At 62.7% G+C, this 15,991-nt stretch carries 17 protein-coding genes; 9 read left to right on the top strand and 8 right to left on the bottom strand.

The features are described from left to right. Positions 1-6 precede the first annotated feature (6 nt). The 3 genes from ABFC66_RS16385 to ABFC66_RS16375 form a co-directional block, all read right to left on the bottom strand. Positions 7-555 carry a DUF924 family protein gene (locus tag ABFC66_RS16385; RefSeq protein ID WP_346742043.1) on the bottom strand — a complete coding sequence of 183 codons (549 nt, stop codon included), beginning with the start codon at positions 553-555 and terminating at the stop codon, positions 7-9. Positions 556-624: 69 nt separating this feature from the next. Next, entirely contained in the window at positions 625-2,493 is a 1,869-nt protein-coding gene (locus ABFC66_RS16380; protein WP_346742042.1) for an AMP-binding protein, read from the bottom strand. A 36-nt stretch (positions 2,494-2,529) separates the two neighbouring features. Beyond that, a complete protein-coding gene (locus tag ABFC66_RS16375; RefSeq protein ID WP_346742041.1) occupies positions 2,530-4,098 on the bottom strand; it encodes a fatty acid--CoA ligase in 1,569 nt (522 codons plus the stop codon). Between the two features lie 195 nt (positions 4,099-4,293). Here ABFC66_RS16375 and ABFC66_RS16370 point away from each other — a divergent pair, with 195 nt between their 5' ends. From ABFC66_RS16370 to ABFC66_RS16345, 6 genes are all read left to right on the top strand, one after another. Further along, positions 4,294-4,845 (top strand): carboxymuconolactone decarboxylase family protein, encoded by a 552-nt coding sequence (locus ABFC66_RS16370; RefSeq protein WP_346742040.1) that lies wholly within the window; start codon positions 4,294-4,296, stop codon positions 4,843-4,845. Positions 4,846-4,849: 4 nt separating this feature from the next. Continuing rightward, the gene (locus tag ABFC66_RS16365; protein ID WP_346742039.1) at positions 4,850-5,413 is read left to right on the top strand and encodes a carboxymuconolactone decarboxylase family protein; all 564 of its coding nucleotides are present in this window, start codon (positions 4,850-4,852) and stop codon (positions 5,411-5,413) included. Positions 5,414-5,460: 47 nt separating this feature from the next. Beyond that, the gene (locus ABFC66_RS16360) at positions 5,461-6,435 is read left to right on the top strand and encodes an MBL fold metallo-hydrolase (RefSeq protein ID WP_346742038.1); all 975 of its coding nucleotides are present in this window, start codon (positions 5,461-5,463) and stop codon (positions 6,433-6,435) included. Positions 6,436-6,537: 102 nt separating this feature from the next. Next, the gene (locus ABFC66_RS16355; RefSeq protein ID WP_346742037.1) at positions 6,538-7,320 is read left to right on the top strand and encodes a glutathione S-transferase family protein; all 783 of its coding nucleotides are present in this window, start codon (positions 6,538-6,540) and stop codon (positions 7,318-7,320) included. A 7-nt stretch (positions 7,321-7,327) separates the two neighbouring features. Then, entirely contained in the window at positions 7,328-8,260 is a 933-nt protein-coding gene (locus ABFC66_RS16350) for a glutathione S-transferase family protein (RefSeq protein WP_346742036.1), read from the top strand. A 118-nt stretch (positions 8,261-8,378) separates the two neighbouring features. Next, positions 8,379-8,801 (top strand): hypothetical protein, encoded by a 423-nt coding sequence (locus ABFC66_RS16345; RefSeq protein WP_346742035.1) that lies wholly within the window; start codon positions 8,379-8,381, stop codon positions 8,799-8,801. An 83-nt stretch (positions 8,802-8,884) separates the two neighbouring features. Here ABFC66_RS16345 and ABFC66_RS16340 read toward each other — a convergent pair whose 3' ends face one another. Further along, the gene (locus tag ABFC66_RS16340; RefSeq protein ID WP_346742034.1) at positions 8,885-9,688 is read right to left on the bottom strand and encodes an SDR family oxidoreductase; all 804 of its coding nucleotides are present in this window, start codon (positions 9,686-9,688) and stop codon (positions 8,885-8,887) included. A 225-nt stretch (positions 9,689-9,913) separates the two neighbouring features. On the opposite strand from ABFC66_RS16340, the gene ABFC66_RS16335 reads away from it, so the two are divergent. Further along, positions 9,914-10,537, top strand: coding sequence for a TetR/AcrR family transcriptional regulator (locus tag ABFC66_RS16335; protein WP_346742069.1), 624 nt, complete (start codon positions 9,914-9,916; stop codon positions 10,535-10,537). An 89-nt stretch (positions 10,538-10,626) separates the two neighbouring features. Beyond that, positions 10,627-11,844 carry an LLM class flavin-dependent oxidoreductase gene (locus ABFC66_RS16330; protein WP_346742033.1) on the top strand — a complete coding sequence of 406 codons (1,218 nt, stop codon included), beginning with the start codon at positions 10,627-10,629 and terminating at the stop codon, positions 11,842-11,844. A 68-nt stretch (positions 11,845-11,912) separates the two neighbouring features. On the opposite strand, the gene ABFC66_RS16325 is transcribed toward ABFC66_RS16330, so the two are convergent. Continuing rightward, positions 11,913-13,712 carry a long-chain-acyl-CoA synthetase gene (locus tag ABFC66_RS16325; protein ID WP_346742032.1) on the bottom strand — a complete coding sequence of 600 codons (1,800 nt, stop codon included), beginning with the start codon at positions 13,710-13,712 and terminating at the stop codon, positions 11,913-11,915. Between the two features lie 165 nt (positions 13,713-13,877). Between ABFC66_RS16325 and ABFC66_RS16320 the strand changes: the two genes are divergently transcribed. After that, positions 13,878-14,162 carry a sulfurtransferase TusA family protein gene (locus ABFC66_RS16320; RefSeq protein ID WP_346742031.1) on the top strand — a complete coding sequence of 95 codons (285 nt, stop codon included), beginning with the start codon at positions 13,878-13,880 and terminating at the stop codon, positions 14,160-14,162. Here the strand turns inward: ABFC66_RS16320 and ABFC66_RS16315 are convergent. The 3 genes from ABFC66_RS16315 to ABFC66_RS16305 all read right to left on the bottom strand — a co-directional run bounded on the left by ABFC66_RS16315 (position 14,159) and on the right by ABFC66_RS16305 (position 15,958). Next, entirely contained in the window at positions 14,159-14,728 is a 570-nt protein-coding gene (locus tag ABFC66_RS16315; protein ID WP_346742030.1) for a GNAT family protein, read from the bottom strand. The genes ABFC66_RS16320 and ABFC66_RS16315 overlap by 4 nt on opposite strands. Then, positions 14,725-15,078, bottom strand: coding sequence for a Spx/MgsR family RNA polymerase-binding regulatory protein (locus ABFC66_RS16310; protein WP_346742029.1), 354 nt, complete (start codon positions 15,076-15,078; stop codon positions 14,725-14,727). The genes ABFC66_RS16315 and ABFC66_RS16310 overlap by 4 nt, the downstream gene beginning before the upstream one ends. A gap of 94 nt (positions 15,079-15,172) precedes the next feature. Next, complete coding sequence (locus ABFC66_RS16305) at positions 15,173-15,958, bottom strand: Coq4 family protein (protein WP_346742028.1); 786 nt, start codon at positions 15,956-15,958, stop codon at positions 15,173-15,175. Positions 15,959-15,991 lie beyond the last annotated feature (33 nt).

The following is a 15,991-nucleotide window of genomic DNA, read 5'->3' as shown; positions in this document are numbered from 1 at the left end:
CGGGCGTCAGCCCGCGAAGCCGCCTTCCGCCAGAAAGCTCTCCTCTGCGGGAGTGGATACGCGGCCAAGCACCGCATTGCGATGCGGAAAGCGGCCGTACCGCTTTATGATATCGGCGTGAATTTCGGCAAAGCGCAAGGCTTCCGCATCGTCGAGGCGGGTGGAGTAATAGCGCAGGCTTTCCTCCTGAATCGCCATATCCTCGGCATGCATGAAGGGCAGATAGAACCACTGCCGCGCCGTCATCGGTACTTCGACATCCATGCGGCGAGAAATGGCGTCACGCGCAAGCGCCAGCGCCTTACTGTCATTGACGAAGGCGCGGTGATCGTCGCGATGGAGATTGCGCGAGAACTGATCGAGCACGATGAGGAGCGCAAGCGCGCCCTGCGCATCCTTCATCCAGTCGTCGAGCCCGCCTTCGGCTGCGGCGGCATGGGTCTCAGCAAAGCGCTTGCGGATTTCAGCGTCAAAAGACGCATCCTTCGCGAACCATTTCAACGGGCCCGCCGCAAACCAGAAATCAAGTATGTCGCGAGGACGCGCGATAGCCATGGGTTCCTGTCTTCTCTCCAGTCGTAGTGGCCGGGTCAAGCCCGGCCACTGTGAAGAAATGGAAAGACGTCAAACGACGATCACATCCTCCGGCGCCTCGTCGAGGTATAGCCTTTCGACGAGATGGGCGCGACGATCGAGCGTCGCGCGCTGGTTGACGTAGCCCTTGTCGGTGATCTCGTGGCCATCGATGGAAGGCGGTTCGATCATCAGGTGAATGCGCGAGATGCGCGTCGACGAACCGCCGCCCGCCTTGTTGTGGCGCTGAAGCGCCTCGCGGATATGCGCGACGACCTTCGGATGCGAAACGACTTCCTGCGGCGTGGCGCTGTCATGAAGTCCCGCCACGGCCTTCGCCGCTGCGATGTTCGGCCAGGCGAGAAGCGAGATGTAGGGCTTGTCGAGACCACAGACGACCGCGTCCTGAACGAGCGGCGAGCAGGCCGCCACGACATCGGCGCGCAGCGTGCCGGTCGACACCCAGGTGCCTGACGACAGCTTGAAGTCTTCCGTCACGCGGCCATCGAAAACGATGCCCTCTTCCGGGCGCTCCGCGTCGAGGAAACGCGCAGCGTCGCCCAGCGCGTAGTAGCCCTCCTCGTCAAAGGCCTCCGCCGTCTTTTTCGGATCGTTGAGGTAACCCGGCGTTATCGTCGGGCCCTTCACGCGCACTTCGAGCTTGGTGCCGTTCGGCACGAGCTTCAGCGTGATGCCCGGCAGCGGCAGACCGATGAGTCCGACGCGCTCGGTCACCCAATGGACGACCGTGATGCCCTGCGTCTCCGTGGCGCCATACATCGTTGTGAAGGGAATGCGATGACCCGTCTCCGCAATGGCGAGCGCCTGCATGCGGTCATAAAGATCGCTCGACAGGGTCGCGCCGCCATAGCTCATGAATTCGAGATTGCGGAAGAAGTTTTCGCGCAGCGTCGCATCCTTCTCCATCGCATCGGCGAGCATGGCGAAGGCGACGGGCGCCGAGCCGAAGACGCGCGGAGAGACGTCGCGCAGATTGCGGATCGTCTGTTCGAAAAGACCGGGGACCGGCTTGCCCGCATCGAGATGCACCGTGCCGCCCGCAGCAAGATTGCCGTTGAAGCTGATATTGCCCGCCGAGATGTGGTTCCACGGCATCCATTCGAGGCTCTGGGGAATCTCGTCGGGATTTGGCTCCTCGGTGCGCAACGCTTCCTGCGCGGCGATCAGCGCCATGATCATGCGATGGGTCTGGATCGCGCCTTTCGGCATGCCGGTCGAACCGGAGGTGAAGAGATATTTCGCCACCGTGTCATGGTCGATCCTGTCCATTGAGGCCTTGACGGCGGCAGCATCAACAGGCGTCGCGATCATCGCGTCGTAATGAAAACTCGCGGCGCCTTCCTCGACACCGTCGCAACTCACGACATCGACGCTCGAAAGATCGAGCGCCCTGAGTGCGCGCTCGAACATCGCGCCCTGCTGCGCGAAGATCATGCGCGGTCGCGTCAACTCGAACACATGGCGCAGCTTCGAGAAATCGGTGCTCATCAGCGAATAGGGAACGCTAACGGGCGCGACCGGCACGCGCGCCTTCATCGCGCCCAGCGCCATCACGGCATGCGGAATCGAATTGCCCGAAAGGATGAGCAGCGATGTCGACGGCCCCATGCCGCGCGCCAGAAGTGCTGTCGCAACGGCGTCCGCGGCGCGGTTCGCCTCGCCATAGGTGATGTAGGTCCAGGCGCCGGACGCATCGCGCTCGCCGATGAAGTTCCGGTCGGGATGCAGAGCCGCCTTCTCTTCGAGCAGGTGCACGGTCGAGCGCTTCATCTCGCCCAAGGGATATTCCGACGACACGTAGATCGTGCCATCGGGCTTCTTCTCGACCCTGATCTTTGGCGGCTTCTGCTTCAGCGGTTTGAAGGGCGGAAGCTCCGTCTTTTCAGCGGCAACGCTCATCGTTCTCTCTCCAGATTCAAACTTCGTATTCCGGCGTCAGTTGACCATCCGCTCGCGGCCTTCCCAGTAGGGAGCCCTGAGTTCGCGGCGCAGAATCTTGCCGGAAGGATTGCGCGGAAGGGCCTGCACGATGTCGATGGATTTCGGCACCTTGTAGCCGGCGATGCGCGTCTTGGCGAAAGCGATGATGTCGGCCACATCGGCACTCGCGCCGGGCTTCAGCACGACGCATGCCTTCACCGCCTCGCCCCAGCGCTCGTCCGGCACACCGATCACGGCGACATCGGCAATGGCGGGATGACCGAACAACGCATTCTCGACTTCAGCCGGATAGACATTCTCGCCGCCCGACACGATCATGTCCTTCACGCGATCGTGAATGTAGAGATAGCCGTCCGCATCGAAATACCCGGCATCGCCCGAATGGAACCAGCCGCCGCGCACAGCGTCCTCGGTCGCTTCGGGCCTGTTCCAGTAGCCCTTCATCACCATGCCGCCACGGATGACGATTTCGCCGACACCGCCTTGCGGCACCTCGGCGCCCTTTTCATCGACGACGCGGATTTCCATGTTGGGATAGGGAATGCCACATGAGCGCAGCTTGCCCTCTGCCGGGTCGTGCGCCGCCGGCGGCAGATAGGTCGCGCCGCCCGTCGTTTCGGTGAGACCGTAAAGCTGGACGAAGCCGGCATTGAATGTGGATTGCGCCTGCCGCAGCACATCTTCCGCGATGGGCGAGGCGCCATAGAGAATCTGGCGCAGCGAGGAAACATCGGTCGTCTTGATGCTCGGCTGCTGGAGCAGGAACAGAATGACCGCCGGCACCATGAAGGCGACGTTGATCCTCTCGCTCTCGATGAGCTTGAGGATCAGCTGCGGATCGACATCCTTCAGGATGATGTTCTTCGTACCATGCACATGGCCGATGAGCCCGATATTGACGCCCGCCACATGGAAAAGCGGCATGCAGACGAGGCAAACCTCGCGGCGCTTCCAGTCCGCCCAGCCCGACGCCTCGCCCGCCTCGAAAGTGGCGAGATAATTCCGGTTGGTGAGCTGCACGCCCTTGGGATGGCCGGTCGTGCCGCTCGTATAGAGCTGGATCACATCGTCATCGAGGTGAGCGGGCAGCATCGGGTCGCTGGCCGGAAATCCGTCGCGCCATTCGTCGAAGGAGATCCAGTCCGTGCGTCCGCCGTCGAACGCAATGACGCGCTTCACGCTCGGGCACTCGCTCAGCACCTGCTGGATGACGTCGTAGAATTCGGCACCGACAAAGACGATCTCCGTCCGTGCGTCGTTCAGCACATAGGCGACTTCCGGCGGCGCGAGGCGCCAGTTGACGCCGACGACAACGGCCTTCGCCTTCACCGCGCCATAGAGCATCTCATAATAGCGGTCGGAATTCTTGCCGATGAAGCCGACGCGGGCGCCGGGCTTGCAGCCCTCCGCAATGAGACCCTGCGCCACGCGGCTCGCCCGCAGATCAAGCTCGGCATAGGTGGTCACGCGGCCATCGAAGACCTGCGCGACATCGTTCGGCGCGGCCTTGGCCTGCGCGCGCGTAATGTCGGCAACCGAATGGATATGCTCGCGATCGAACATTGGCGCTCCTCCCAAAGCGGAAATGTCTGCCCGGTCTTTTCCGGCCGGTCTTTTCGTTGGACCAGAGTGTAGCGACGAATATGGTCAGGGCAAGCAGAGGACCGAGGCCCGCATAGCTTCCCGCTGGACGCTGCGTCACTTCACGCCCAAACTATCCCTAACAAAAACAAGGTCATTCGATCAGGGAGGTCAGACTTGGCTCGCATTCCGTATTTCGACCCGGCTCAGGCCGAGGGCCGCGCCAGGGACGCCTATGCGAAGCTGCCCGCGCTCAACATCTTCAGGATGATGGGCCATGCCGGCGACATGCTCGACGGCTTCGTGAAGCTCGGCAACCAGATCCTCATCTATGGCAAGCTCGACCCGATCCTGCGGGAGATCGCCATCGTCCGCGTGGGCGTGCTGTCGAAGGCGAAATACGAGGTCTATCAGCACGAGGAAATCTCGCGCCGCCTCGGCATGTCCGAAGAGAAGATCAGGGCTATCCATGAAGGACCGGACGCGAAGGTCTGGAACGAGATGGAACGTCTCGTCATGCGCTTCACCGACGATGTGGTGCTGAATGTCCGCGCCTCGGACGCAACCTTCAAGCCGCTGGAGGAGCGGCTCTCCTATCAGGAGCTTCAGGAACTCGTCATCGCCATCGGCTTCTACATGATGGCCTCTCGCTTCCTCGAGAATTTCGACGTCGACATTGAGGAGACGCCGCCCGCGAAGGGCGTCGAACTGCCCGGAATGAAGAGCTGAACACATGGCGCGACTGCCCTATCCCGATCCGAAAGACCTGCCGGAAGAAGCCCGCAAGCTTCTCGAGACCCTGCCGCCGCTCAACATCTTCCGCATGATCGCGGGAAGCGGCGCCTCCTTCGTGCCCTTCATGGCACTTATCAACGCATATCTGAACGAGGGCACGCTCGACGACGAACTGCGCGAACTCGTCATCCTGCGGGTCGGTCATCTTTGCGGCTCAGCTTACGAGCTGCATCACCATGTCCGCGTCTCGCGCAATGTCGGCATGTCCGAAGCGCGTATCGCGGCAACGGCGGGCGTACTTCCGAGCCCGCATTTCAGCGAGGCGGAAAATGCGGCGCTGGCCTTCGCCGACGATCTCGTCGCTCATGTGAAGGGCGACAAGGCGCTTTTCGATGCGGCGCGCAAGCATCTCGGCGATACAGGCATTCAGGAACTTGCCATCATCGTCGGCGTCTATCTGCTCGTCTGCCGCTATCTCGAAACATTCGAGATCGAACTCGAGGAAAAGGAAATCCAGGGCGACTCGCTCGAGGAGATCAAACGGAGTCTGGAGTCACAATAGCCGTCATGGCCCGGCTCGTCCGGGCCATGACGAAGGGAGGGAGAGGAATGAGTCTCGGCAATCCGCGCTTCCAGTACACGAAGGGCCTGCACGATCTCGGGAATGGCGGCTATGCCTGGCTTCAGCCGGATGGCGGCTGGGGCTGGTCGAACGCAGGCCTGATCGTCGATGGAGGCGAGTCTCTCATCGTCGACACTCTGTTCGACGTGCCGCTGACGCGCGAAATGCTCTCCGCCATGCGAAAGGCGGAGCCGAAGGCGGCGGCGCAGATCAAGACCGTCGTGAATACACATCACAATGGCGACCACTGCAACGGCAATGAATGCTGTCAGGGCGCGGAGATCATCGCGCACAAGCTCGCAAAAGAGGCGATGACGCATGAGCCCCCGCAACTGCTTGCGGGATTCCTCGATTTCGCGCCGCAGCTCGGCGATCTCGGCCTCTTCATCAAGAAGGCCTTTGGTCCGTTCGATTTCAAGGGCGTGACGCAGACGCTCCCGACGACGACCTTCGAGACCGAGATCACGCGGCATGTCGGCGGCAAGCTCGTCAGGATCATGCATGTCGGCCCCGCGCACACGCCGGGCGACGCGCTTGTTCACGTGCCCGCCGACAAGGTTGTCTTTACGGGCGACATCCTTTTCATCGAGGGCCATCCGATCATGTGGGAAGGTCCGGTGGAAAACTGGATTTCAGCCTGCGACCGCATCCTCGCCATGGATGTGGAAACGGTCGTGCCCGGCCACGGCCCCATCACGGACAAGCGCGGCGTGAAGGCCGTCCGCGACTATCTCGTCTATGTAAGGAACGAGGCGCGGCGGCGTTATGATGCCGGGCTCTCGGCTTTCGATGCGGCGCAGGATATCGACATGTCGGACTATGACAGCTGGGGCGACGGCGAGCGCATCGTCGTCAACGTCGCGACGCTCTACAAGGAGTTTTCCGGCGACAATACGCCCAATGACGCGGCGTCTCTCTTTGGCCAGATGGCGGCGATAGCAAAAGCGAAAGGTCGCCTCTGAACACGCTCACGAAGGCGTGAACCGCAAATCCCCGGAACGCGTAGACAGGCGCCGCGCAAGAACGGATGATCGCGGCCATTCGACATTCCGGGGGAGACGATCATGATCACGCTCTATGAGCATCCGCTTTCGCCCTATGCGCAGAAGGTGAAGATCGCGCTCAGGGAAAAGGGGCTCGGCTTCGAGTTGAAGGTGCCGGGCGGCATCGGTGCGGGCGGCGCGGCGGGCGAATTCGTCGAGGCCAATCCGCGCGCCGAAGTGCCGCTGCTGATCGATGGAAACGCGCACATCTTCGACTCGACCATCATCCTCGAATATATCGAGGACAAATGGCCGACGCCGCCGATGCTTCCGCAGACGCCGCTGGAACGCGCCCGCGTCCGCATGATCGAGGACGTCTGCGACACGCATTATGAGGCGATCAACTGGGGCCTCGGCGAAATCTCGTGGTTCCGTCGCGCGGAAGGCGCACTTGCCGAGACGCTGCGCGAGCGCGCGGCAGAGCAGACCGAAAAGCTGCAAGCCTGGCTCGAACGGCAGCTAGGCAAGAGCGACTGGTTCAACGGCTCGTCATTCGGCTGGGGCGATCTCTCGGTCGTGCCATATGTCAACGCGTCCATCGGCTTCGGCAATGGACCCGACGAAGGCTCGGCGCTGGGACGCTGGCTCGCGCGAACGCGGGCGCGCGAAAGCGTCGCGCTGACGGTGAAGGAGGCGGCAGCTTCCATCGCGGGCATGGAAGTCATCGCAGGCGTTCTCGATCAAGGCCTTTTCAAGCGCGAATATCGCGATCACCGCCTCGAATGGATGGTGAAGTCCGGCGGCATCGACGTCGTGCTGAAGGGCATCGAGAAGCAGAACATCCGCTTTACGGAATTCGAATAGGAACGCCATGACCGCCACAGCCAACTCGATCATCCTGCATCAATACGACATCTCGCCTTTCTCCGAGAAGGTGCGCATTGTGCTTGGGCTCAAGGGCCTCGAATGGTTCGCCTGCGACGAGCCGGTCATCATGCCGAAGCCTGAACTCGTGGCGCTGACGGGCGGCTATCGCAAGATCCCGGTGATGCAGATCGGCGCCGACATTTATTGCGACACGCAGATCATCATCCGCGAGCTCGAAAAGCGTTTTCCAACGCCCTCGCTTTTTGTCGGCGGCGACAGGGGCATCGGATGGGGCATCGGCATGTGGACCGACCGCGTTTTCTTTCAGGCGGCGGTGGCCATCATTTTCGGTGGCGGCGCGGCGCTCGCCGACGAGGCTTTCATCAAGGACCGCGAGAAACTGACGGGCCGCCCCTTCGACATCGAGGCAATGAAAGCGGCCGCTCCCATGATGGCGGAACAATTCCGCGCCCAGCTCGGCTGGCTCGAAGACCAGTTGGCCGATGGCCGCGCTTTCCTCATGGGCGACAAGCCCGGCATCGCCGAGGCCAATGCCTATTACAATCTCGCCTTCATCCGCTGGACGAGCCCCGCAGGCGCGAAACTCATCGAGGCGTTCCCGAAGCTCCTTGCCTGGGAAGCGCGCGTGAGGGCGATAGGCCACGGCACGCGGCACGAGATTTCACGCGAGGACGCGCTCGACATAGCGCAAGCCGCAAGCTCGACCGAGCAGGTATCGCGCGACGCGGGCGAGCCCAACGGCTTGGCGCCCGGCGATCGCGTGACGGTGATGGCCGACGATTACGGCCGCGACCCGGTTGTCGGCGAGGTCGTTTCCTCCTCCGCGCAGCACATTGCGATCAGGCGCAAGGACCCGCGCGTCGGCGAGGTGGTGGTGCATTTCCCGCGGACGGGCTTCCTCGTCATCAAGGGATAGGACGGAAATTTGCCCGTAATCCGCGGCCCGCGCCGATCAAATTTAATCTGGCGATGCCGACAGGAAGGCCTCTGACGGACGTATAATGCATGACCGTCTTTCATGCAGAGGAAGCGTCATGACAACCGTCGCCCGTAAGGCAAAGCTGGCACTGCTTGCCGCATCCGCGCTGGCAGCTGCAACTCTGGGCGCAGCGCCTGCTTCGGCGCATGGCCATGTGAGTGTCGGCATTGGCATCGGCTTTCCGATCGCCATTGGGCCGGCCTGGGGTTATTACCCGGGCTATTATCCCGGCTATTACGATCCCTATTATTACGCGCCGCCGCCCGTCGCCTATTACCCGCCGCCGGTGGCCTATGTGCCGCGCCCGGCCTATTACCGCGAGCCGGTTCAGGCGGAGCCGACATCGCCCGTCTATCGCGACTCTTATGGCCAATATTGCCGGGAATACCGGACGACCGTTCGCGTTGGCGGCCATTACGAAAACTCGTATGGCACCGCCTGCCAGCAACCAGACGGAAGCTGGCGCGTCGCGAACTGAACGCGCACGCCCCTTGTGAGGCAACAAAGGCGGAGACTGCGTAACAGTCTCCGCCTTCTTCATTTCTCAAGACGCGTTTTGGATCAGCGCGCGGTGATGCCGCCATCGATGACGAGTTCCGAACCCGTCATGTAACGCGACTCGTCGGAGGCGAGGAACACGATGCCCGCCGCGATGTCCGACGGCAGGCCCGCATATGCGAGCGGCGCCATCTGGGCGATTGCATTGGCGTCGACCGCATTCGCGCCTTCGGGGAGGATATCCGTCCCCAGCGCGCTGGTGCCGCCCTGCGGAATCTTCTGCCAGATCGCCGTGTCGATGATGCCGGGGTGAACCGAGTTCACGCGCACATTCATCTTGGCCTGCGCGCATTCGAGCGCGACGGCCTTGGTGAAGAGGCGCACCGCGCCCTTGGTCGCGCAATAGCCCGCAAGGCCCGGCGCGCCCTGAAGGCCAGCCACAGAAGAAATGTTGATGACCGAGCCGCCACCCGACGCCGCGATCAGCGGAATGCCGTGCTTTACGCCGAAAAAGACGCCATCGACGTTGATCGCCATCTGACGGCGCCAATCTTCATAGGCCATGGTGAAAATGTCGGCGCCGATGCCGATACCGGCATTGTTGACGAGGATATGGAGCGCGCCCTGCTCCTTCTTGACCGCCTCGACCACTTCGGCCCAGCGCGCCTCGCTCGTCACGTCCTGATGATGCGTGGCGATCTTGCCGCCCGCCGCCTTGACCTGATCCGCCGTCTCGGCGAGGCCCTTGTCGTCGATATCGGTCGCGACCACGAAGGCGCCTTCCGCCGCCAGCGCCAGGACGGCGCCCCGGCCAATGCCGCTGCCCGCACCCGTCACCAATGCCACTTTTCCGCTGACCCGTCCCATACCGCTCTCCCTTTTCATATGCCGGGGCTTATGCCCCTTTGCCTTTGTCTTAGGGTATAGCCCCTAGACCGGGCAACGCGATTTTACGCAGCGGCGTTCTTGCTGCAGTGCACCGATGGCTCGCGGATCAAACGGCCTTGGCAAAGAATGTACTTCGGTCTAGTTTCTCACGGCGCGGGAGAGAACCCATGAAGCGGGCCGTGCGCATGGCGGAGGGAGAGCCCCATTAGCAATCTTGAGGCACTGGAAGAGGCGCCCGCCGGCGGAACGCGGCGTGCCCGCAAAAAGGAGCGCACGCGGAGGGAAATCTACCGCACGGCGATGCAGCTCTTTAGCGAACGCGACTACGACAGCGTAACCATCGAGGATATTTGCAGCGGCGCGGGCGTCGCCAAGGCGACCTTCTTCCTCCATTTCGAGAACAAGGCCGCGCTCCTCCAGGAATTCAACGACGAAGTCACACAGTCGCTTGCCGATCAGCTGGCGGGACATGACGGCACGGCGGAGGAACAGCTCCGGTTCTTCCTCGACGCCTTTCTCGAAGCCTATGAACGCAATGCGCCGGTGATGCGGAAAATGCTGCGCGAATTCATCGATCAGCCGACCGCGCTCGCACGCGCCGCGACCGTGAACGACAGCGTCATCGACATCGTGACGGACATCGTGCGCCGCGGCCAGAACAGGTCTGAACTTCGCGAGGAGATGCCGCCGGAACTGGCCGCTGTCGCCATCGTCTCCACATGGAGCACCATCGCCGCCTTTTCAGCCGAACACCCGGAAACGGATGCCGGCCTCGCCAGCCGCCAGATCATCGACATCATGCTGAATGGCCTGAAGAAGAAGGCCTGAAAAGACCCGCAGTGGACAAAGCCGGAAAGCCGCGCTTTGATCCACGGCACAAGAAATCAAGAACCGGAAACGCTATCAGGGAGAGATACATGCTTGGACAGAAACTGCGCTTCGGCGCCTTCATCGCGCCGTTCCACCCGCTCGATGAAAACCCCACGCTCGCGCTGGAACGCGACATCGAACTCATCCAGTGGATGGACCAGCTCGGCTATGACGAAGCCTGGATCGGCGAGCACCACTCGGCGGGCTATGAGCTGATCGCCAGCCCCGAACTCTTCATCGCGACCGTTGCCGAGCGCACGCGCAACATCAAGCTCGGCACGGGCGTCTCGTCGCTGCCCTATCACCACCCGCTGATGCTCGCCGACCGCATCAACCAGCTCGACCACATCACGCGCGGCCGCGTCATGCTCGGCGTGGGCCCCGGCTCGCTGCCCTCCGACGCGATCATGATGGGCATCAACCCGCTGAAGCAGCGCGACATGATGGACGAAGCGCTCGACGCGATCGTTCCGCTGCTGCGCGGCGAAACCGTCAACATGAAGACGGACTGGTTCGAGCTGAACAATGCGCGCCTCCAGATGACGCCCTGGTCGCGGCCTTCGGTCGAGATCGCGGTGGCAAGCCAGGTCTCGCCGACCGGCGCGACGGCGGCGGGCCGTCACGGCCTCAGCCTTCTCTCCATCGGCGCAACCTCCGCCGGCGGCTTCAACGCGCTTTCGACCAACTGGGCGATCTGCGAGGACACCGCGAAGGACAACGGCAAGACGATCGACCGTTCCGGCTGGCGCCTCGTCGGCCCGGTGCACATCGCCGAGACGCGTGAAAAGGCCCGCGAGAACGTGCGCTTCGGCCTCGAGAAGTGGCTCTACTACTTCCGCGAAGTGGCGGCGCTGCCGCTCGCGCCGACCGATGGTACGGATCCGGTCGATGCGCTCATCGCCTCGGGCATGGCGGTCATCGGTACGCCGGACGACGCAATCGCCCAGATCGAGCGCCTGCAGCAGCAGTCGGGCGGCTTCGGCTGCTTCATGCAGCTCGCGCATAACTGGGCGAACTGGGAGAACACCAAGCGCTCCTACGAACTGATGGCGCGCTACGTCTTCCCGAAGTTCCAGAACCTCAACGAGAACCGCGAAGTCTCGCTCACCTGGGCGAAGGAAAACCGCGAGAGCTTCATGGGCCAGGCGATGATGGCAGTCGGCGCCCGCGTCGCGCAGCATGTCGAGAAGAAGGGCACGGAGAACATCCGCCCCGAAATCCTCGCCGCCATGGGCCTCGACAAGAAGACGGATGCAGCGCAGTAAGCGCAGCCTGCGGAAATGTAAAAGGGCGGCTCTCGCGAGCCGCCCTTTTCATTTGGAGCCGGTTGCGTTCAGAGCCTGATCTCGCCGCCGCAGAGGCGCTCGTAAAGCGCCGCATCGACCGGCACGAAATGGCCGTCCACGGGCGAGCGGAAATAGATCGCATCCCCGATCTCGCGCGGATCGAAGCCCTCCTTCACAAGCTCGACCTTCCGCTGCTTGAAAGTGCCCGTGATCTCCATGCCTTCGCTCATGCGGATGAAGAGCGGGCGCGCATACTCCGGCAACTCCTTGTCGATGTGCTTCTGGAACCTGTCGATATCGAAGCCGGTATCGGTGACGAGCGTCGCCATGCCCGCGCGGCCATCCGCACCCGGAACATGGACGCCATAGACATTGGCCTCCTGAACGCCCGGAAATACCGAGATCGCCTCCGAGACTTCGGCGGTCGAGACGTTCTCACCCTTCCAGCGAAACGTGTCGCCAATGCGGTCGACGAAGTAGAAATAGCCAAGCTCATCCTGCCGCAGAAGGTCGCCGGTGCGGAACCAGGCATCGCCCTTTTCGAAGACGTCGCGGAGAATCTTCTTCTCGGTTTCTTCCTTCTTCGCATAGCCGTCGAAACGACCGGTGGGCGTGTTCGGGTCGTTCGAAATCTTGCCGATCGCCTCGCCCGCCTCGCCCGGCGCGCATTTGATGCAGAAGCCGTCTGCTCCGCGCACCGGCACTTCGTTCTCGACATCGAAGCGCGCCAACTCCACGTTGAAACGCTTCTTCGCCCAGGCCGGGACGCGGCCCACCGAGCCCACCGTGCCGTCATAATTCATCAGCGCCACATTGCCTTCGGTCGCGCCGTAGAATTCGAGAATATGGGGCACCTTGAAGCGCTTCTGGAAGGCCGGCCAGATTTCAGGGCGCAGGCCGTTGCCGATGGCGAGGCGAATCTTGTGCCTGTTTTCCTTCGGCTGCTTTTCAGTATTGAGCAGGTAGCGGCAAAGCTCGCCGATATACTGGAACATCGTCGCGTCGTACTTGCGGCAGTCGGCGAAGAACTCACGCGCGGAAAACTTGCGGCGAATGATGATCGAGCCGCCGACCGTGAGCGTCGTGCCCACGGCGCAGACGCCGCCCGCCGAATGATAGAGCGGCATGGCGATATACATGCGGTCGCTTTCCTGCGCGTTCGCGCCCGCCGAGAAGCCGTTCATCATGGTCAGCACGCGCGCATGCGGAAGCCGCGCGGCCTTCGGGTTGCCAGTCGTGCCGCTCGTATAGATAAAGAGCCCATTGTCGTTGAGCGTGAGCCCCTTGCGCGTGCCGGCGGGCAGCGGTTCGCCGGATTGCTGCGCCAGCGCGGCATCGAGATTCTGCATGCCCGCATGCTGACCGCCCGTCGCCCAGACGGTGAAAGACCGCTCGAGCTGATCGACCGCCGTCGCATAGGCGTCCGCGAGTTCGGAGCCGAGCACGAGATGCGTCGCACCGGAAATGTTGAGGCTGTGCGCGAGCGGACCCTTCAGCAGATTGCTGTTGATGAGCGCCATCGCCGCGCCGGCCTTCATGACGCCGAGCCACGCGATGACATATTCGGCGCGGTTCTCCATCAGCAGCGCCACCACATCGCCGCGCCCGACGCCCTGCGCCATGGCCCAGCGCGCATAGCGGTTCGCGGCTTCGTCGAGCTCGCGGAAGGTGATCTTGCGGTCTTCGAAATAGATTGCGACGTTATTGGGCTTCGTCCGGGCAATCTCCTCGATCATGTCGGGGAAGGTCCGGTCGGGCGTCTTGTAGATATCGCCGACCCGCTTCAGGGTTCTGAGCGCCGCCCGGACATAGATGATCTCGTTCCTGATCCGCCTGAAAAAGCCCATTCCGCGCTCCAGTTTCCCCAACGTTTTTCGCGTTTGTTCGTCGCCGGCCAGTTATGCCCGCCAAGGCTCAGCAAGGTCAAGGAAAGCCCATAGATGTGGAAAAGGCCCCGTGACAGCTGCGGCTTTAGGGGCGATTATCCCGGCCTTCCCGAGGAGAGGATGCCGATGGGCGACGCCCCTGAAAATGCAATCGATGGAGAGTGCGGACCGGAAGTGCTGCTCGACGTGATGGGGCAGAAATGCCCGATCCCGGTCCTGCGGGCCAAGAAGCGACTGGAAAGGCTGGAGCCCGGAAGGCTCGTCCGCATATTCACGACCGATCCGGTCTCGCGCATCGATATCCCGCATTTCTGCGCGGAGGCCGGGCATGAACTCGTCGAGACCCGCGACCGGGGCACATGGGTCGAGTTCCTGATCCGGCGTGGATCGGAAATCAGGGAAGCCGATTAATCGAGGAATTCCTCGGCGAGGATGGCGTAGAGATACTCGTCGCGCCACTCGCCCTGAATGAGCCGCGACTGGCGGAAGGCGCCTTCGCGCCGCATCCCGAGCTTTTCCATGACGCGGGCGGATGCGCGGTTGCGCTGGTCGCAGCTTGCCACGATGCGGCGAAGGGCCAGTTCCATGAACCCCGCCTCCATGAGCGCGCGGGCCGCTTCTTCCGCGAGCCCATAGCCCCAGCAATCGGGACGCAGCACATAGCCGAGATCGCCCGTGCGGTTCACGCGGTCGACGAGATGAAGCCCCACCCCGCCGATGACCTGCCCCTTCGGCTTGAGCGTCATGGCAAGATCGAAATAGATGCGCGGACGCGCGGCCTGATCTTCCAGAAAGCCGTCCACCGCCTCGCGGCTCTGGGCGGGCGAATTCGGCCCCCAGATCATGAAGCGCGCAACCTCCGGAAGCGAGGCATAGGCGTGCACGGCCTCAACATCGGATTTGCGGAAATCGCGCAGCAGAAGGCGCGGCGTCTCGATCGGAAGCGAGAGCGGAGCCTGTGCGCGCGAGCGGATCATGCCTTTAGCGCCTTCACGGCGGCCTTCTCAGGCTCGCGAAAGCCCACGACGATGGTCTTTCCCACCTCGAAGACCGGCCGCTTGATGAGCGTGGGATTGGCCTCGAGAAGCGCGATGGCCTTCGCCTCGCTCGAAATATCCTTCTCGTCGTCGGCAAGGCCGCGCCATGTCGTGCTCGCCTTGTTGACGATCTTCTCGACCCCGACCGCCTTCACGAAGCGCGCGATGTCGCTCTTCGAAATGCCGTCTGCCCTGAGATCGACGAAACGATGCTCGATCTTTTCCTGCCCGAGCCAGGAAAGCGCCTTGCGGCAGGTGTCGCAATTCTTCAGACCGTAGACGATGACCAAGTGACCCTCACATGACGAAGCCCCGGAGCGGGTCCAGGGCTTGCCAACATATCAGGCCGCGAGGGCGTAAAAAACCCGCCGGGCGATTTCGGGTTCAGGCCGCCTTTCGCGTCGTCAGGCCCTGGTCCCTCTCCCTCGCCGTGGTAATGGGCTCGATCCGCTGGTAGGTCGCCGGGGGCAGGATTCCAAGTTCGCGGCGCACCTCATCGAGCGGCTTTTCGAGGAGCGATTCCCAATCAGCCATCGGCAGCCATTTGGCCGCCTTGCCGTTACGATAGCCCTCGCGGACGGCCTTCCAGATGCCGATGCCCGGCGACTTTTTCGACGTGACGCGCGCGCCCACCAGAACGATGAAGCCGACGCCGCGGTTGCGCATCTGCGCATAGGTGAAGGCGAGAAGGCAAAGCTCGCCGAGCCCGTCGCGGCCATAGCCCGACGTCACATGCCAGAGGTCATGCGCGTCGCGCAGGCGATCACGGAAGAGCCGCGCCTCGGCCGGCATGTCGCGGTAATGGCGCGGGGCCTCTTCGCTCGCGGCGACAAGACCATCCGCCGAGAGGTTTTCCTCCGCCATGAATTCATAATAGGCGCGGCCGAGCGTGCCCTTGGGCAGCTTCGCAAGCCGCTCGCGATCATTGAGCAGCGCGATCAGGTCGCGCCTTTCCGAGACGATGCGGCGACCCGCCTCGCTCGCCATGAAGCGGTTGAACATGTGTTCGTCGGAACCGCCCGAAAGCGCATCAATGATCTTGAAGACCTGACCGGTATCTTCCTTGTCGGCGATCAGGGCGCGGATCGCGCGAATGGCCTTCAAGGGCTCGATGCGCTTGCGGCGAGGCCGCTCGCGGGTCGTATTTGTCACGCTACCAGTCATCGTCATAGGCGAACGTTCCTTGATAAGATGGCGGAAATC

The organism is Parvibaculum sp., from assembly GCF_039680535.1.
GTDB lineage: Bacteria > Pseudomonadota > Alphaproteobacteria > Parvibaculales > Parvibaculaceae > Parvibaculum.
This window is presented reverse-complemented; position numbering and strand designations above follow the sequence as displayed.